Origin of the sequence: Streptomyces sp. AB3(2024) (genome assembly GCF_041862025.1) — a bacterium.
Lineage (GTDB): Bacteria > Actinomycetota > Actinomycetes > Streptomycetales > Streptomycetaceae > Streptomyces.
Window position 1 is genome coordinate 41,578 of record NZ_JBGWAB010000037.1, and the last position, 17,926, is coordinate 59,503.

At 72.7% G+C, this 17,926-nt stretch carries 13 protein-coding genes; 8 read left to right on the forward strand and 5 right to left on the reverse strand.

Annotation, left to right across the window (positions count from 1 at the left end; all coding sequences use genetic code 11):
* Nucleotides 1-200 precede the first annotated feature (200 nt).
* Together ACEPPI_RS17200 and ACEPPI_RS17205 are read right to left on the reverse strand one after the other, a co-directional pair.
* Entirely contained in the window at nucleotides 201-950 is a 750-nt protein-coding gene (locus tag ACEPPI_RS17200; protein WP_373916095.1) for a hypothetical protein, read from the reverse strand.
* A gap of 241 nt (nucleotides 951-1,191) precedes the next feature.
* On the reverse strand, nucleotides 1,192-3,486 hold the full coding sequence (locus ACEPPI_RS17205) for a helix-turn-helix domain-containing protein (protein ID WP_373916096.1): 2,295 nt from the start codon (nucleotides 3,484-3,486) through the stop codon (nucleotides 1,192-1,194).
* A 386-nt stretch (nucleotides 3,487-3,872) separates the two neighbouring features.
* Here ACEPPI_RS17205 and ACEPPI_RS17210 point away from each other — a divergent pair, with 386 nt between their 5' ends.
* The 6 genes from ACEPPI_RS17210 to ACEPPI_RS17235 all read left to right on the forward strand — a co-directional run bounded on the left by ACEPPI_RS17210 (nucleotide 3,873) and on the right by ACEPPI_RS17235 (nucleotide 12,783).
* Complete coding sequence (locus ACEPPI_RS17210) at nucleotides 3,873-4,619, forward strand: MerR family transcriptional regulator (protein WP_373916097.1); 747 nt, start codon at nucleotides 3,873-3,875, stop codon at nucleotides 4,617-4,619.
* A gap of 241 nt (nucleotides 4,620-4,860) precedes the next feature.
* On the forward strand, nucleotides 4,861-6,336 hold the full coding sequence (locus ACEPPI_RS17215; protein WP_373916098.1) for a SagB family peptide dehydrogenase: 1,476 nt from the start codon (nucleotides 4,861-4,863) through the stop codon (nucleotides 6,334-6,336).
* Complete coding sequence (locus tag ACEPPI_RS17220) at nucleotides 6,333-7,142, forward strand: HlyD family efflux transporter periplasmic adaptor subunit (protein WP_373916099.1); 810 nt, start codon at nucleotides 6,333-6,335, stop codon at nucleotides 7,140-7,142. Before ACEPPI_RS17215 ends, ACEPPI_RS17220 begins: the two co-directional genes overlap by 4 nt.
* Nucleotides 7,139-9,331 (forward strand): NHLP family bacteriocin export ABC transporter peptidase/permease/ATPase subunit, encoded by a 2,193-nt coding sequence (locus ACEPPI_RS17225; protein WP_373916100.1) that lies wholly within the window; start codon nucleotides 7,139-7,141, stop codon nucleotides 9,329-9,331. Before ACEPPI_RS17220 ends, ACEPPI_RS17225 begins: the two co-directional genes overlap by 4 nt.
* Nucleotides 9,328-12,408 (forward strand): ATP-binding cassette domain-containing protein, encoded by a 3,081-nt coding sequence (locus ACEPPI_RS17230; protein ID WP_373916101.1) that lies wholly within the window; start codon nucleotides 9,328-9,330, stop codon nucleotides 12,406-12,408. The genes ACEPPI_RS17225 and ACEPPI_RS17230 overlap by 4 nt, the downstream gene beginning before the upstream one ends.
* Nucleotides 12,409-12,429: 21 nt before the next feature.
* The gene (locus ACEPPI_RS17235) at nucleotides 12,430-12,783 is read left to right on the forward strand and encodes a hypothetical protein (RefSeq protein WP_373916102.1); all 354 of its coding nucleotides are present in this window, start codon (nucleotides 12,430-12,432) and stop codon (nucleotides 12,781-12,783) included.
* Between the two features lie 350 nt (nucleotides 12,784-13,133).
* Here ACEPPI_RS17235 and ACEPPI_RS17240 read toward each other — a convergent pair whose 3' ends face one another.
* Nucleotides 13,134-13,904, reverse strand: a complete 771-nt coding sequence (locus ACEPPI_RS17240) for a JmjC domain-containing protein (protein WP_373916103.1) — start codon at nucleotides 13,902-13,904, stop codon at nucleotides 13,134-13,136.
* Nucleotides 13,901-14,431 carry a nucleoside 2-deoxyribosyltransferase domain-containing protein gene (locus tag ACEPPI_RS17245; protein ID WP_373916104.1) on the reverse strand — a complete coding sequence of 177 codons (531 nt, stop codon included), beginning with the start codon at nucleotides 14,429-14,431 and terminating at the stop codon, nucleotides 13,901-13,903. Before ACEPPI_RS17245 ends, ACEPPI_RS17240 begins: the two co-directional genes overlap by 4 nt.
* A gap of 542 nt (nucleotides 14,432-14,973) precedes the next feature.
* On the opposite strand from ACEPPI_RS17245, the gene ACEPPI_RS17250 reads away from it, so the two are divergent.
* The gene (locus tag ACEPPI_RS17250; RefSeq protein WP_373916105.1) at nucleotides 14,974-16,023 is read left to right on the forward strand and encodes an LLM class flavin-dependent oxidoreductase; all 1,050 of its coding nucleotides are present in this window, start codon (nucleotides 14,974-14,976) and stop codon (nucleotides 16,021-16,023) included.
* A 14-nt stretch (nucleotides 16,024-16,037) separates the two neighbouring features.
* Complete coding sequence (locus tag ACEPPI_RS17255; RefSeq protein ID WP_373916106.1) at nucleotides 16,038-17,351, forward strand: NtaA/DmoA family FMN-dependent monooxygenase; 1,314 nt, start codon at nucleotides 16,038-16,040, stop codon at nucleotides 17,349-17,351.
* A gap of 61 nt (nucleotides 17,352-17,412) precedes the next feature.
* Here the strand turns inward: ACEPPI_RS17255 and rfaE2 are convergent.
* A partial coding sequence (rfaE2, locus tag ACEPPI_RS17260; protein ID WP_373916107.1) for a D-glycero-beta-D-manno-heptose 1-phosphate adenylyltransferase occupies nucleotides 17,413-17,926 on the reverse strand: 514 nt, incomplete at its 5' end.

Below are 17,926 nucleotides of genomic sequence, written 5' to 3' on the forward strand. Positions count from 1 at the left end.
TGAGTACCTGTCTGCCACTGAAGGCCGCTCCGGTCGCAGCCTTCGCCGTGATCGACATGATGCCGAGCCGCAAGTGGAGATTCGGGACACAGGTGCGAATTGCCGGAATTCGCCTGAACAGCCTTAAGGCGGCCGTAAGCACACCGGGTGGTGGCGCCCCCGTCGCGCGGGAGCGCCACCACCCGCAAGGGCGGCTGCCGTCAGGCCTTGCCCTTGAGGGACGCCACCAGCTGCTTCGCCAGCTTGGTCCCGCCCGCGACGCCGTTGTCGGTGCTGCTGCTGACGAGTACGGTCACCACCGAGGTGCCGACCCGCGCGGCCACCAGCGTGGTGCCGCCCTGCCAGGCGGAGCTGGTCTCGGTGATGACCCAGGCACCGTCGCCCACGCCCGCCAGGGGCTTCTCGGCGACCGTCACCTTGGCGTGGGTGGCGCCGTCGGTGTAGCTCGGGCAGGCCATGGAGATCTTGCCCAGCGCGTCGAGCACGGTCGTGGCGGTCGTGTCCCGGTAGACGTCGATCTCCTGGGCGAACTCCTCGGAGGAGTCCTTGTCCACGTACGCGTCCTGCGCGAACGAGACGCCGGCGATCCCGGTGATCTCCGTCCACGAGGTCCCGCCGAGCTTGGTGCAGTCGGGGGTGGGCACGTCGGCGGTGGCCGGCAGCTGGTAGGTGTCACCGGTGTCGCGGGCGAGCTCCGGGTCGGGGGTGAAACCGGAGGCGAAGAAGGACGCGGGAGCGAGCAGCGCCTTGAGCTGCCTGCCGGTCAGCAGGCCCTTGTTGGGCCCGCCGGCCGGAGCGGCGGCCGACGGCGCCGCGGCGGCCGGCTTCGAGCCCGCGGTCTTCGGGGCGGCCTTCGGGGTGGCCTTCGCGGCGGTGAAGGAGCAGGCGGTCAGCGCCAGCGGAAGTGCCGCAACGGTGAGAAGCCTGGCGGCGGAGGATATCTGACGCACGATGTGACTCGACCTCGATGTTCGCATGCATGACGCACCGGGTCCTCCGGTACGCCACGGTTCGGCTGAGACCGGATCACCCGGAGAAGCTCAGCAAAGGGACTCGCGCATCCCATCGGGTCGCCCACCGGCAGGGCAAGCGTCCGGCAAATGCTTTGCCAGAGGATAGGAAATATTTACCGGAATACGCCCGTCCGCGACGGACTCCTGCTAGAGGGCTTCCGCGAGACGGAAAACGGGGTCATGCGCCGGCGTCGGGAAGTGCTTCCAGATGGGCGGCGGCTTCGCCGTGGCGGGGGTGGTTGAGTTCCCTCAGGGTGTGGTGGGCCCTGGTCAGGACGGTGCGGGCTTCCTCGTCACGGCCCAGGCGGTGCAGGGCGATGCCCAGGTCGAGGCGGGCCGGTTCGCTCCAGGCCGGCATGTCCGCGGCCTCGAAGGCGGCGAGCGCCCGGCGCAGGTGGGCTTCCGCCTCGGACCAGCGGGCGAGTGCGGCCAGGTCGCAACCGAGGTAGTGGAGGGTGGCGGCGTGGTAGACGGCGATCACCTCGGGTGACTGGCCCGGGATTCCCGCGCGGCAGATGGCCTCGCTGCTGCGGTGGATGGCGAGGGCCTGCCCGGCGTGGCCGGTCTCGCGCAGCACGACCCCGAGGCCGTTGAGGGTGGTCAGTTCGGCGACACGGCCCTGGGGGGTGGTGTTGTCGCGGTGGCAGGCGGCGGAGTCGCGCAGCCAGGCGATGGCCTCGCCGGTGCGGCCGAGGCGTTTGAGCGCGCCCGCCCCGTACCCGAGGGCCCAGCCCATCTGGAGCCGGTCGCCGCCCTCCCGGGCCGCGGTGAAGGCCGCGTCGGCGGTCTCCAGGGCGGCGTGGTGGTCGTAGGTGCACATGTTGTAGGCCCAGGCCAGATAGTTGAGGTGAACGGCTTCCTCCGCCCGGCTGCCCAGGGCCCGGGCGGAGGCGACGGCCAGTCGGAACACCTCCACCCACTGCTCCCAGTGCTGGGTCCGGTCGGAGAACCAGTGCATGGCCTCGGCGGTGTCGACGACCTCACGGTGCCATCCGGCGGCCCGGGCGTGGTGGAGCGCCCACAGCCACTGGGCGCGTTCGGCTTCCAGCCAGGCACGGGCCGGTTCGCAGCCGGTGGGGGCGGTCGCCGGGTCCGGGTCGCCTCCGGGGGTCCGGCCGTGGTCCGCGTCGAAGTGGAGCGCCGCCGCCGTGGCCCGGGTCAGCATCCAGCGGGCGGTGCGGTCACGGGCGGCCGCGAGGGCGGTGGGTTCGTCGGCGGCGGCGAGCTGCTCGGTGGCGAACAGTTTCAACAGGTCGTGGAAGCGGTAGCGCTCGGTCTCCGGGTGCGGCTGGAGGAGTCCGTGGTCGGCGAGGTCCTCGACGTACAGCCGGGCCCGGCGCAGGGTGGTGCCCGCCAGTACGGCCGCGGTCTCCGGGCTGAAGTCGGGGCCGGCCGCCAGGGCGGCCCGCCGCAGCAGGGTCCGGGCGGTCGGCGTGAGACGACGGTAGGACAGCGCGAACGCGGCCCGCATCTCCAGACTGCCCGCCCTCAGGGAGTCCAGGCGGCTTTCCTCCCTCGCGAGTTGGGCGACCAGCTTGCCCAGGCGCTCCTGCGGCCGGATCGCCAGGCGCTGTCCGGCGATCCGGACGGCCAGCGGCAGGTGGCCGCACAGGTCGGCGAGGTCGCGGGCGGCCTGGGCTTCCCGGGCGACGCGCTGTGCGCCGATGATGCGGGTGATCAGTCCGACGGACTCCTCGCGGTGCAGCAGGGCGAGGTCGACGCGGTGCGCGCACTCCAGGCCGGCCAGGGCGTGGCGGCTGGTGACGATGGTCAGCGAGTCGCCCCGGCCCGGGAGCAGCGGGCGCAGCTGGTCCTCGTCGGCGGCGTTGTCCAGCAGCAGGAGCAGTCGGCGTACGGCGGTGATCGAGCGGAGCAGACCCGTACGGTCCTGGGTGTCGTGGGGGACGGCCCGTTCGGTGACGCCGAGGGCGCGCAGCAGGCGGGCCAGGACCTCGCGCGGGTCGGCGGGCCGCTCGTCCATGCCGCGCAGATCGACGGCGAACTGGCCGTCGGGGTAGTGCGCGGCGAGGGAGTGCGCGGCGTGGACGGCGAAGGCGGTCTTGCCGAGGCCCGGCTGTCCGGCGACGACCGCGACGGGTGCCGGGGCTCCGCCGGGGTGTTCGGCCAGGGCGCGCAGGCGGGCCAGGTCCTGGGTACGGGCGGTGAAGTCACTGAGGTCGCGCGGCAGCGGCAGCGTGGCCGAGGGGACGGCGGCCGGGCGTGAGCGGGGACGGCCGCAGGCGGCGACCCGTTCCAGGTCTTCGAGGTCCGCGGTGTCCAGGGCGAGTGCGCGGGCCAGGGCCTGCACGGTCCGGCGCTGCGGTCCGCGCGTACGGCCGCGTTCCAGATCGACGAGGGTGCGCACGCTCACTCCCGCGGCATGGGCGAGCCGTTCCTGGGTATGGCCTGCCCGGACGCGCAGGCCGCGCAGCAGCTCCCCGAACCCGCCGGGCGCGGACCCGCCGCCGCTCATGACCGACCGGCTGCTGGTGGACGCCCGGTGACAGGGGCTCGGCAGGGCTGCCGCACGTGGAACGCTCCTCGTGGTGCTGCGCGCTCCCCCGGGTGCGGCGCGAGCTGTACGGCAGAAGTATGCCCGACTCAGTCCTGCGGGCTGAACCGCCTGGTCCGGGCCGCCGCGCGCGTGCTCGACTGGGTCCGGCCGCACTGCCGGGGCACCACGCTCCACGGCACGGGACGGCAGGCCCACGGCCGGCCTCCGAGGCCGCAGGGCCGACCCCCGCACACCGCACACCCCTCTCGCGGTGCGGTGCGCCCACCTCGTCGACATCACCTCATCGCCATCGCCATCGCCATCGCCATCGCCATCGACGGTGCCGGCCCGCGGAAGGACACACCATGACATCGAACCCCCTGTCCCTGACGAGCCCGGATCGTCCGGCAGCCCGCTACACCGTGGAGGAGCTCTCCAGGATCGTCGGCATGTCCCCGAGGAACGTCCGGGCGCACCAATCACGCAAGTTGCTCCAGCCCCCGGTCCGCAGGGGGCGGACCGGCTACTACGACGACACGCACGTGCGCCGGCTGGAGCACATCGTTTCGCTGCAACGGCAGGGCTTCAACCTGGTGTCGATCGCCGCCATCCTCGGCGCGGAGGGCCGCGACGACGTCCGGGAGAAGCTCACCACCGCCCTCCAGCGGGCGATACGGGAGAGGCCCGGCGTCTTCCACTCCCTGAACCGGCACGGCGTGGTCGGCTGGGACGAGGACGGCGCCGTACGCATAGCCCGGCCGGGCGTCCTGCGCGCCGCCCTCGACCTCGTCCGGGCGGGGATCCCCGCGGCGGTCACCCTGCACTGCCTGGCACGGTTGCTGGACCGGGTCGACGGCGCCGCCGAGGAGCTGATCAAGGTCGTCGGCGCGGACATCCTCTCGCTCAACCTTCCCTGCCACGCCCGGAACTCCGCCGCCGGTCCGGACGACCACGGCACCGGCAACTTCGCCCAGGGCCTGGTGGAACTCCTGGCGAGCGCCTTCCGCGCGGCCGCCGAGAACCACGGCCGGGAACTGGCCGCGGAGCTGCTGGCCGGCAGCTTCGGGTCCGCGCCCTGGGTCGAGGAATCCGTCGTCGTCGAGAACGGCTGAGCGGCCCGGCGTCCCCGGTGGGCCGATGACACCGTTCCGTGCCGCGGTCGGTCGGCTGCCCGGCACGGGATCGATCCGTTCGCCGAGGACCGGCCCCGTCCGCCCTACGGTCGGTGTCAGCCGGGCTCGCCGCACGCACCGCGGGACGGCGGCCCCGACCGCCGCGAACCCCGGACCCCATACGGACCCGCCACCGTCCGACCGTCGCACGACCGTCCCCGTACCAGGATCGTGAAATCCCATGAAACGCACGTCCCCGTTTCCGGGCGCCGCCAAGGTCGAGAGCTACCGGCTGCGCGTCGACGCACGGCTGATCCACGAGCCGGGCGGGTCCCTGGTCCTGGAGCAGTCCCGCTACCGACTGCGCCTTCCCGACCCGGAGCCCGGCCGGCGCGCCCTGCTCCTGCGCATGGCCGAGGGGTGGCTGAGTGACCTTCAGATAGCCCGGCTCGTCACCGGCCTGGAGGGCGAAGCACGCATCCTGCCAGCCCAACTCCTGCTCCGGCGCCTGCTGTTGCACTGCTGGCTGGAGCGGAGGATCGCCGCCGGAGCCCGGGTGCTGCTGGACGTGGTGCCCCGTGGGCTCGGAGCGCAGAGCGGTCCCGTCCGGCGTCTGCACGGCGCCGGGGTGGTCTACCGGCTGTCCCGCTTCGCGGTGCTCCGCACCGATCGGGGGCGGATGCTGGCCCATTCCCCGCTGAGCACCGTCGCCATCGCCTGCGCGCACACCCAGCTGGGCGCCGTCCTGGCGGGCGCGGCGGCGGACGGGGTCGGCCGGCTCGACGTGGCCAAGGCCCTGGAGGTGGACGAGCCCACCGCCGGGTACGTGCTGGACGAGCTGCTCTCCGCCCAGGTCCTGGTGACCTCCGAGGAAGCCGAGGCCGAGACCGGCACCGCGCCGATGGGTCTGTGGTCGCCGGAGGAACTGTGGCTGCACGACCGGACGCGGCCGCAGCGCCACGCGGCGCCGATCGGCGCCACCCACCGCTTCCGCGGGGTCCCGGAGCCGGAGCCGGAGCCCGCACCGGCCGACGGTCCCGCCGCGCGTCACACCATCGCCCTCCCCTCGCCCGCCGCGCGCCCCGCCGGGGCGGCGCCGGACTCGCTGGCCGCGGTGATGTCCCGTCGCCGCAGTGTCCGCCGCCAGGACGGCACCCGCCCGATCACCGCGGCCCAGCTGGCCGAGTTCCTGCACCGGGTCCAGCGCCTCGGCCCCGCCACGACCGGCGGCACGGACGGCCGGGAGGCCGGCCGGCGCCCGTACCCGGGGGCCGGCGGGATCGGCGAACTGGAGATCTATCCGCTGGTCTCGCGCTGCGCCGGACTGGAGAGCGGGCTCTACCACTACGACTCGGTGCGGCACCGGCTGGCGGCCGTCGCCGCCACGGGCCCCGAGACCGCGAAGATGCTGTCCTTCGCGCGCGCCACGGCCACCATGCCGGACCCGCCCCAGGTGCTGTTCGTGATCACCGCGCGGATCGGGCGCCTGATGTGGAAGTACGAAGGGATTCCGTACGCGTTGGCGCTCAAGGACGCCGGAATCCTGACCGCGTGGATGTACCTCGTCGCCACCGACATGGGGCTGGCCCCGTGCGCGCTGGGGGCGGGGGACGTCGCCTCGTTCGCCGCGTTGTCGGGACTGGACACGCTGGTCGAACCCGCCATCGCCGAGTTCGTCCTCGGCTCTTGCCCGTCCGACTGCGAGGAGCAGCCTTGAGGTTCCGCAAACAAGCCCTCCGAAAGCTCGAATCACCCGAGCAACTCGACGAGATCGCCCGGCTGGCCTCGATACCCAGCTGGTTGACTACGCTGGCGCTCCTGGTCGTGGTGCTCTCCATCGGCACCTGGTCGGCCTTCGCCACCGTGCCGAAGACCGTCGACGCCCCCGGGGTGCTCACCCACGCGGCGGGTGCCGTCACCCTGGACGCCACCCGGCAGGGGCAGGTGACCTCGGTCCTGGTGGCCCCGAACCAACGGGTCGGCAAGGAGCAACCGCTCTACACCCTGGTCGGCCAGAACGGCTCGACGGAGACGGTCACGGCGCCGTGGACCGCGCACGTGGTCAGTGTCCGGATCTCCGAAGGCGAGATGCTGCTGCCCGGGAGCAAGGTCGCCGTACTGGAGCGGTTGGACACGGCCGGCGACCGGTTGGAGGCGATGGTCTACGTCCCGGCGGCCCATGCCCCGCTGCTGCGCGTCGGCATGCCCGTACGGCTCTCGACCACGGTGGCGCCGGTGAGCGTCTTCGGCACGCTGTCCGGAACGGTCTCGGCCGTCGGCTCCCTGCCGGAGACGGAGGAGTCCCTGCACGCCTTCCTCGGCTCCGGCCGCGATGTGACCCCGTTCCTCAGCACCGGGTCGGTCGTCGCGGTGACCGTCCGCCTCACCGCGGACGCCGGGTCGCCGAGCGGGCTGAAGTGGTCCCGCTCCTCCCCGTCCTTCGCGCTGTCTTCGCAGAGCGCGGTGACGGCGACCCTGACCGTGGCCCAGGAGCGCCCGCTGAACTGGCTGGTGAAGCGATGAAGGCGACCCTCCCGAAGCGCGGTACCGACCGGCCGTCCGCCAAGCGGGTGCGCACCCCCACCGTGATCCAGATGGAGGCCACCGAGTGCGGGGCCGCCTCGCTGGGCATCGTCCTGGCGCACTACGGCCGCCACGTCCCGCTCGAAGAACTCCGGCAGGCCTGCGGGGTGAGCCGGGACGGCTCCACCGCGGCCAGCGTCGCCAAGGCGGCGCGCCGGTACGGGCTGACCGCACGCGGTCGCCAGAGTCCCGTCCCGGAGCTCGGCTCCGTGCGGCTGCCGGCCATTCTGTACTGGAACTTCGAACACTTCCTGGTGCTGGAGGGGCTGGGGCGGAAGGTCAGCCTCAACGATCCGGCCACCGGCCCCCGTACGGTGAGCTGGGAGGAGTTCGACGACGCGTACACGGGCATCCTGATCGCGGTGGAGCCGGGTCCCGCGTTCGAGCGCGGCGGGCACCCGTTCAGTCTGGTCCGCACACTGCGCGAACGCTGGCGCAACCTCGGCTCGGTCGTACCCCAGACCGCGATCCTCGGCCTCCTGGTCGCCCTGGTCGGCATCGCGGTGCCCGCCCTCACCCGGGTCTTCGTCGACCGGGTGCTGCTCGGCTCGGAATCGGCCACCTCCGTCGCGCTGGTCGCGGCGATGGCCGTGGCGACCGTGATCACCCTCGTCGCGGGATGGCTCCAGCAGCGCCTGCTGGTGCGCGCCGAGACCGCGGTGGCGCTCGGCAGCGCGGCCCGCCTGATGCGGCACATGCTGCGGCTTCCGCTGGGCTTCTTCAACCAGCGCATGGCGGCCGATCTGGCCCGGCGGGTGCGCACCAACGACGTGGTGGCCGACATCTTCACCCGGCGGCTGGCGTCCACCGCGGTGGACATGGCCCTGGCCCTGTCCTACGCCGCGCTGCTGTGCCAGTACGACCTCGTGCTCGGGCTGTGCGCGCTGTTCTTCTCCGGCCTCAACGTGGTCGTGCTGCGCTGGCTGTCCACCATCCGCGCGACCGCCATCGCGGGCCTGCAGGCCGAACGCGGGCGGCTCTTCGCCGCCGTGTACACCACCATCTCGATGATCGAGACCGTCAAGGCCAGCGGGCAGGAGGAGCTGAGCTACCAGCAGTTCGCCGCGCGTCAGGCGGCGGTGACCACGGGGCAGCAGAAGGCGGGCGTGCCCGCCGCCGTCGTGGCGGCGGTCCCCGCTCTGCTCGCCGCACTGAACACCGCCGTGCTGATCGCTCTGGGCAGTCACCTCGTCCTGACCGGCACCCTGACCGTCGGAGTGCTCGTCGCCATGCAGGGCCTGGCCGTCGCGATGAACCGGCCCGTCACCAGCCTCACCACGGTCAGTGCCCAGGTCGAGGAGATCGGCGCGGACCTGCAGCGCCTCCAGGACGTGGAGCGCTATCCGCTGCCGCCCGCACCCGCCGCCTCCCGGACGCCCGCACCGCTGGAAGGCCACGTGGTGCTCGACCGGGTCACCTTCGGCTACAACCCGTTGGTCCCGCCCCTGCTCCAGGACTTCTCGCTCGACCTGCCCCCCGGGGCGCGGGTGGCACTGGTGGGCGGATCCGGCAGCGGGAAGTCCACCGTCGGCCGGCTGCTCGCCGGACTGCACCAGCCCTGGAGCGGGCGGATCACCGTCGACGGCCGCGAGCCGCACGAGCTCGACCCGGGTCTGTGGGCCGCCACCATGGCGATGGTCGACCAGGACAAGATCATGTTCGAGGGCACGGTACGTGACAACGTCACCCTGTGGGACCCGACCATCTCCGACGAGGACGTCGTACAGGCCCTCAAGGACGCCTGCATCCACCAGGAAGTGGCGGCCCGCCCCGGCGGTCTGGCCAGCCCGGTGCACGAGGGCGGACGCAACTTCTCCGGAGGCCAGCGCCAGCGCCTGGAAATCGCCCGCGCCCTGGTCCGCAACCCCCGGCTGCTCATCCTGGACGAGGCCACCAGCGCCCTGGACACCGAGACGGAGCGACGGATCGACTCCAACCTGCGCCGCCGCGGCGCCACGTGCCTCATCGTGGCCCACCGCTTGTCCACCATCCGTGACTGCGACCGGATCATCGTGCTCCAGCACGGCCAGGAGGTCGAACGCGGCACGCACGACGCCCTCATGGAACGTGACGGTTCCTATGCGGCACTCATCCGGCACCAGGCGAAAACATCGGGGGAAACCGCATGAGCACCGCCGTTCCGCCCCAGGACTGGGACCTGCTCGCCCAGCTGGCGGCCCCCGGCTCCACCGCGACCCGCCGGATCGACGGGCGGCACACCGTCTACCTGGTCGAAGGCGGGCCGGCCGACATCTTCGCGAGCCGTCTCGTGCCCGACGGCGACACCTCCCGGCAGCACTTCGTCGCCCGCTGCCCCGCCCACAGCGCGATCCCCTCCTCGACCGCGACCGGCGAGTGGCAGCTCACCGTGGTGCCGCTGCCCGGCGGGCGCCTGCGCGGCATCGACCACGACCAGCTCTCCGGGCTGGTCCGCCAGGTCCGGCCCGAGGAGCCGGACCGCGACCGGCCGGCCGGTCGTGACGACCGCGTCGCCGACGTGATCAGCGACGCCCTCGACCGGGCCCTCCAGGCCGTCTCGGACGCCGTGCGCTCCGCCGGCGCCCCGCGGGACGCCCAGGTACTGCGCTCCCGGCAGATCGTCTCGCTCACCCGCGGCCGTACGGTCGTCGGCAGCGGCCGGCCGTGCTGGATCCGGCTGGCGGACGGCCGCATGAGCAAGAACGGCCTGGCCGACCACATCGTCTCGGCCGGGCGCGAGGCGCTCTTCCTCGGTCTGCAGGACTGGACCCGTGCGGAGTCGGACTGTCTGGTCGAGCTCCTGAACACCCCGGACCTGCTGCGCTCGGGAGCCCTCTTCGAAGCGGTCGACCAGCAGATGGCCCATCTGGTGCGCTCCCTCGGCGACCGCGCCCGGGCGACGGACACCGCGTTCCTGCACGCGATCGACGTCCGCAAGCGCGCCGCCGAACAGATGGTGGCGGCGAGTGCCCGACGGGCCCTGGGCGTGCTCGGCGCGAACCGCGCCCGCGGTGGGCGGCTCGCCACCGACGGCGCCCAGGACGCGCGGGCCTGGGCGGTCGAAACCCTCCGGGTGGTCACCGAGGGAGCGGACGTCTCCGTGACCGAGCCGCCCACCCACACGCCGGGGACCAGCGACCACGGCGACGAACTCCGGGCGGTCGCCCAGAGTTCGGGGCTCCACCTGCGTCAGGTCCGGCTGTCCACGAAGTGGTGGCGCAACAACGTCGGCCCGCTCATCGGCTGGCGCCCGGCCACGGCGGCGGGCCCGGCATCCGCCGATGAGCGCACGGACGCGCCGGCCTCCGGTGACGACGCCTCCGGCGGCCCCCGGCTGATCCCGGTTCCGCTGCTGTTCGCCCGCGGCAGGTACTGGATGGTCAACCCGCACACCCGGGCCCGTACCCCGGTGGACCGGCGGCGCGCCGGCACCTTCGGCCGGAACGCCACCCTGGCCCAGCTGCCCCTGCCCGCGGACACCAGCCTGCGGCAGCTCCTGCGCCGGGGGGCCTTCGGCACCGCGTCGGAGCTGCGGTCCATGCTGGCCACCGGGGTCGCCGTGGCCGCGCTGAGCCTGGCCACCCCGCTGCTGATCGGCCAGGTGCTCAGTTCCCTGACGTCGGGAGGCCTCCAGGACCTTCCCTGGGCCACCGGCCTGTACCTGGTGAGCGCGGTCGCGGCGGCCCTGTTCACCGCGCTGCTCAACCTGCACGCGCTGCGGCTGGAGGACCGGCTGGAATCGGGGATCCAGCTCGCCCTGTGGGACCGGCTGATGCGCCTTCCGTCCGACTTCTTCACCCGGACCGCCAGTGGTGTCCTGGCCAGCAAGATGCTGGGCACCGCCTATGCCCGCCAGGCCTTGAACGGGCTGGCGACCCGGACCTTCCTCGCCCTGCTGACCGCGGCGGCCGGACTGGCCCTGACCCTGACGATCAACCCCGTCGTCGGTCTGTACACCCTCGTCCTGCTGGCGGGCACCAGTGGCCTGGGAGTCCTCTTCGGCCTGGTGGTGATCCGCCGTCAGCGCCAGGCCCTGCCCGCCGAGCACCACGCCGCGGCCGTGACCAACGAGATCTTCGGCGGCATCATGAAGATCCGGCTGGCCGCCGCCGAGAACGCCATGTTCAGCCGCTGGGCGCAGGCCACCGTCGTGGCGCGCGCCCGGCTGCAACGCGTGCACCGGGTGCAGGGGGCCCTGTCGGCGGTCGCCGTCACCGTCCCCATCGCCGGACAGCTGATCCTCTTCGCGCTGCTGGCGGGCCCTTTGCGGGGCCAGGTGCCGGCGAGCGGCTTCTTCACGCTCAACGCGGCCTTCGCGCTGCAGCTCCAGTCCATGATCCTCCTGGTCACCAGCGGCGCCGAGTTCGTCGTCGTGCTCCCCCGTCTGCACGGACTCACCGAGGTACTGACCGCGCGGGCCGAGCGCGAAGCCAGTCACGTCCAACCGCTGGACCTCCGGGGGGAGATCGAGATCGTCAACGCGACCTTCGGCTACCCGGGCCTGGACACCCCGGTGCTCGACAAGGTGACGCTGCACGCCCGCCCCGGCCAGTTCGTCGCGATCGTCGGTCCCAGCGGCTCCGGCAAGTCCACCCTCCTGCGGCTGCTGCTCGGCTTCGAGCGCCCGCGCAGCGGCTCCGTGCTCTACGACGGACAGGACCTCGCCGAGCTCGACGTGCAGGCCGTGCGCCGCCAGTGCGGCGTGGTCCTCCAGGACGGGCGGCTGTTCAGCGGCACCATCCGGGAGAACATCTGCGGCGCCCAGCCCTACTCCATCGAGCAGGTCTGGGAGGCCGCCGCCATGGCGGGCCTCGACGAGGACATCCGCCGGATGCCCATGGCGCTCAACAGCCTGCTGTCCTTCGGCGGCGGCGCCCTGTCCGTCGGCCAGCGGCAGCGCGTCCTGATCGCCAGGGCGCTGATCTCCAAACCGCGGGTGCTCTTCTTCGACGAGGCGACCAGTGCCCTCGACAACCACACCCAGGAGATCGTCACCGCGAGCACCCGACAGCTCGCCGCGACCCGGATCGTCATCGCCCACCGGCTCTCCACCGTGATCAACGCGGACGTCATCCTCGTCATGGACCAGGGCCGGATCGTCCAGAGCGGCACCTATCACGAGCTGTTCGCGGACACCGGTGGACTGTTCCACCGGCTCGCCCGGCGCCAGCTGTGGGCACAGTCGGCGCACCCGAGCGGCACCGCCGCCAACTCCCCCGCTCCATGACCGAAAGCGAAGGTCCGCACGATGGAAGAAGCCGAGCGCAGTGATTTCGCCGCTCGATACAACGCGGTGGTCGCGGCCGCCTGGTCGGATCCCGGCAAGGAGCGGATGCTGTCCCGCGATCCCGGCGCCCTGCTCGCCGAACACGGGATCGACGTGCCGATGGGCATCGTCATCGAGGTCGTCCGCGATCAGCCCGTGACGTCCGGTGCGCTGGAATCCCAGATCCGGGCCTGGGGGGAGATCGCCGCCCGCGGCACCCTCAGGCTGCTGGTCCCGTACCCGGAGCGGTTCGAGGCCGGCGACCTCACCGAGGAGGAGCTGGACTCCCTCGTGGCCGGCCTGGGCCACCCCGCACCGTCCGACGTCGCGCGCTGAACGCCGTCACCCACCGGGAAACCGAAACCCCCCAGGAAACACAGCAGAGGAGAAGGACCGTGAACGAGGAAGATGAGACCTACGCCGCCGATCTCTCGGACGACGACCTCCAGGCACTCGTGGCAGGTCTCAAGGGGTTGACCGTCACGAACGACGAATAGGCACCACACCGTCCGGCGCCCGAGGCGGCCGGCGGTCAGGACGCGCAGCGTCCCGTCCGCCGGCCGCCGAAGTGCTTTCCGGCCACGTCACGAACAGCCCGCAGCCCGCAGCCCGCAAACGACAGAACGGCCGTGCCGCCATCGGCACGACCGTTCCCCACGCCCCCGCCTCCGCGAGGTCCCCGCTCCTCAGCCGTCGAGCGCGGCCGCCAGCGCCGCGATCGAGGGCGCCCCCGTCGTGTCCGCCCCCGGACGGGCCGGAGCACCGGTACCGGGCCTGCGCACCGTCAGCGACAGGTGCACCGACAGACCGCCGCTCCGGCCGACGGCCGAGTGCGGGGCTCCGCGCGGGATGTAGAGCACCTGGCCGCGCTCCACCGTGGTCTCCAGCACCACCGGCCCCGGGTCCGGCTCGTACCCGACCTCCCACGCCTCATCCGCCGGGGCGCCGTGCACCTGCCACCGCTTGCTGCCGTTCAGCTGGACGACGAAGACGTCCGCGTCGTCACGGTGCGAACCCAGCCCTTGTTCCCCCGCCGGCGTGACGAAGACGAACGCCTCCACGGGGCAGCCGAGTTCGGTGCCGAGCCGGTCTGCGAGCGCCGCCGCCCCCGGATGCCAGTGCTCGACGTTGCGCATCAGCAGGGTGGCGCCCGAGGAGAGCCGCCCCAGCACCTTTTCCGGGTCGGCGTAGCCGGGGAACTCGTGTCCACCGACGCTTCGCGGGGTGGTGAAGTCGTTCAGTTCCAGGTTCCGTCCGCCGTGGACCATTTCCAGATAGGGCCTGCGGAGCAGGCCGCCGGTCAGCGCGGCGTCCAGGTCGGCCGGCGTGAGCAGCCGGGCGGGCGGCACGCTCGGGCTCAGCACACAGGCCTCACGCCGCCAGGCGGTGCCGAGGAACCGCTCGGGGTCGCCCACCAACGAGCGCAGGTTCTCCATCAGGTGCTCACCTTCTCTCACGAAGCACTTCGTAGCGGACGGGACCCGTCGCGCAGGGCCTCCACCGCGGTGCTCACGGTGGAGAGGAGATCGCTGTGGACCGGCAGCCCCGGCCGCGCGCAGCGCAGCTGGGCCAGCACGTCCGGGCGGCGGCGGTATCCGCCCTCGACGCCCACCGCGATCGCCCGCCCGGTGGCCGCCGCCGCTCCCAGTTCGTAGAGGGCGATGGGCTGTTCCGGCCGCGCCTCGTTCCCGCTGGGGAACCAGAAGAGCACCAGGTCCGCCAGCGCCAGGTGCCGGTGCTCCCACGTCACCATGGCCTCATTGAAGCCGGACGGGCCGGAGATGACCCGACGCGGACTGAGGAGGGCCAGTGGGCGCCGGTCGGCGCTGCCTGCGGACCAGATCCGGCGGAAGGCGGATATCGCGTCGTGGCGCCAGTCGGGGCAGTTGTGCATCCCCCCGGCGAGGAAGATCCTCCTCTCCTCGGCCCGGGGCACGTATTCCTGCATGGACTCGACGACTCGCACCTGTGCGGTCTTCATCATGCGCTCTCTCACATGGAAATGGCCGTGTACCCGCGGCACCCGCCGCCGGTACACGACCAGGAACGTGACGGTCAGATCACTTCCAGCCCGCCGGAAAGGGCTTCCAGCTCCTCGTCGTCGACCTCGGGGGAAATCTCCTCCGCCGCGGTCTCCGGCGTGTTCTTCCGGGTGTCGCCCATGTCTTTCTCCTTCTGGCTGGATGAGCAGGCTGAAGTTCCCGCAGGAAGTCTTCGGGGAATTCCTTCCGGACCCCCGGAGCATCATTTCTCTCTGGCGGGACGATGCGAACTTAAAGGCGCCCCGAAGCGGTCGACAAGCCCTGTCCGGCAGTTACCCGATTGCGTGTACGGCCCCGGCTCCGGCATTTCACCGATCCGTGCAACCGTCCGGCCCGGCGCGGACGCAGGCGCTGCCCTTCTCCCGGAAGACCCGGCCGGCCGGCCCTCCCGTCCTAGGCTGCGGCCCAGCGGCAGTCCGTTCGACGGGGCTGCCCGCTCATCGACCCATTCCCCCGTGACCAGCTCTTCGAGAGGAGCTCCCGGATGTTCCTCGGCATGGCCGTCGACGCGACCGGCTGCCACCCGGAATCCCGGTGGTGTCCGCCCGGCGATCCGCTGGACCCCGGACACCACCGACGGCTCGTACTGGAAGCCGAACGGGGTGGTGTGGACTTCGTGACGCTGGACGACTCCATGGCGCTCCCGGACGGGCCCCGCGCCGCCCTCGGGCGCCCGGACGCGGTGACCGTGTTCGCCGGGATCGCTCCGCTGACCACCACCATCGGCCTGGTGCCGACGGTGACGACCACGCACTGCGAACCCGTACACGTCTCCAGGGCGCTGGCCACGCTGGACCACATCAGCCGGGGCCGCGCCGGCTGGCGCCCGCGCGTGGTCACCGCGGCGGCGGAAGCCGCGCACTTCGGGCCCGAGCCGCCCGCCCACCCGGATGAACTCCACACGGAGGAGGCCGAGTTCACCGAGGTGGTCACCAGGCTGTGGGACAGCTGGGAGGACGGCGCGGAGATCAGGGAGGTGGCGGCCGGACGCTTCCTCGACCGGTCCAGGCTCCACCCCGTCGACCACGCCGGACGGCACTTCCGGATCAAGGGCCCGGCGAACGTGCCCCGGCCGCCCCAGGGCCATCCCGTCCTCGCGGTCGACTTCGATCCGCGCGGAGACCAGAACGCCGTCCACGACGCCGACATGGTGTTCGTCGACGTCCGTGACGCGTCGGCGGCCCGCGCACGGTTCGGTGCGCGCACCCGGGTCATCGGCGAGCTGGAGGTCCTGTTCGCCGGTGACCACGGCGTGTCCGGCTGGGACGGTCCCACCGGGGATCCCGCCCCGCACCGCTCCAGGTTCGCCGGCTCACCGCTGGAACTCGCCGATCTGCTCGGCGACACGTGGGACTCCGGGGACGTCGACGGATTCCACCTCCGCCCCGCGTTCCTGCCCACCACGCTGTCCCGGTTCGTCGCGGAGGTCGTCCCCGTCCTGCGCCGGCGGTCCTGGCTCCGCCCGCATCGGGGAACCACTCTGCGCGCGCGGCTCGGCCTGCCCGAGAAGGCCCCGAACGTGTTCACGGCCTGAAAGGCGCCCCTTCGATGAACAAGCCCGTCAAGCAGATGCACCTCGCCGTGCTCTTCCCCGTCAACCACATGACCGTCTGGCGCGATCCGCGCGCCGGGAGCCAGGTCGAGTTCGCTTCCTACTCCCACCTGGCCCGCACCGCGGAGCGGGGCAGGTTCGACGCCTTCCTCCTCGCCGACTTCCCGCGCCTGGTGGAGCACCGCGGCGAGGTCTCCGATGTCGGCGTGGCGGGTCAGCTGGACCAGATCACCGTGCTGTCGGCACTGGCGTCCGTGACGGACCGGATAGGGCTGGCCGCCACCGTCAACGCCACCTTCAACGAGCCGTTCGACGCGGCCCGCAGGCTGGCCACCCTGGACCACCTCTCCGGCGGCAGGTGCGGATGGAACGTCGTGACCACCCCGGACGCCTGGACGGGCGAGAACTTCCGCCGCGGCGGCTATCTGGCGCACGCCGACCGCTACGTCCGGGCGGCGGAGTTCGTCGACGTCGCCCGGACCCTGTGGGGCGGTTGGGGACCGCACGGAGCCACCCGGTTCCACCACGAAGGGCCGCACTTCCGCGTCCGCGGACGGTTCACCGTACCGACCAGTCCCCAGGTGTACCCGCTGACCATCCAGGCGGGGGACTCGGAGCAGGGTCGTGAGTTCGCGGCCGCGACGGCGGAGATGGTCTACAGCCGCCGTCTGGGCCCGGCCGGCCAGGCCTTCTACGCGGACGTCAAGCGCAGGGCGGCCCGCCACGGCCGCGCCCCGGAGCACGTGAAGATCATGCCCGGGGTGTCGTTCGTCCTCGGTGACACCGAGGAGGACGCCAGGGCGAACGCCGAGGCCGGGCAACGGCAGGCGGTGAGCCCGCAGCTCGCGATCTGGTACCTGGAACGCACCTGGGGGCGCGACCTGTCGGCCTACGACCCCGACGGACCGCTGCCGGACGTCGACCCCGATCCCGAGGCGGCGCCGCCCGAGTGGCCGGGGCTGGCCGACGCCGTGGTGCGCTCGCGCCGGGTGGAGAAGTGGCGGGCCCTCGCCGCCGAGCAGCACCTCGGCATCCGCGAGCTGGTGATGAAGCTGACGGCGGGCAGGCCCTTCATCGGCACGCCCGCCCGCGTGGCGGAGCAGATGAACGACTACGTCCAGTCGGACGGCGCCGACGGATTCGTGGTGGTGCCCCGGTTCGCCCCCGGCGGACTGGACGAGTTCGTCGACCGGGTGGTGCCCGAGCTCCAGGACCGTGGCGTCTTCCGCACCGACTACACGGAGCGCACCCTGCGCGGACACTTCGGCCTTCCGGCGCCCACCGTGCACCGGCGGGGGGCGCTGCGCTGAACGGCCGCCGGGCACGGCCCGGTTCCGGGCGGTACCCGATCCGACGTCACGTCACCTCAGCTCACTTGTCGCCCACGCCCAGCAGGATCTTGTCGACCATCCGGGTGGTCGACCGCCCGTCGACATAGGGCAGGATCACCGTCCGGCCGCCCCAGCTGTCGACCAGGGCCGCCTCGGGCAGGTCGTCCACCCTGTAGTCGCCGCCCTTGACGTAGATGTCGGGCCTGATCCGGCGCAGCGCCTCAGCCGGCGTGGACTCGGCGAAGACCACCACCCCGTCCACGGAGGCCAGCGAGCCGAGGACCGCCGCCCGGTCCGAGGCCGTGACGACCGGGCGCCGCGGTCCCTTGAGCCGGCGGACGGAATCGTCGTCGTTGAGGCACACCACCAGGCAGTCACCCAGCATCCGGGCGCTCGCGAGAAGTGCGATGTGGCCCGCGTGCAGCAGGTCGAAGCAGCCGCCGGTCGCCACGACGGTGCCGCCCGCGGCGCGCACGCGGGCGACCGCCTCCAGCGGGTCGGCGGGTTCGGGCTCCGGTGCCGCTGCCGGCGCGCCCGCCGTCCAGGCGGCCGCG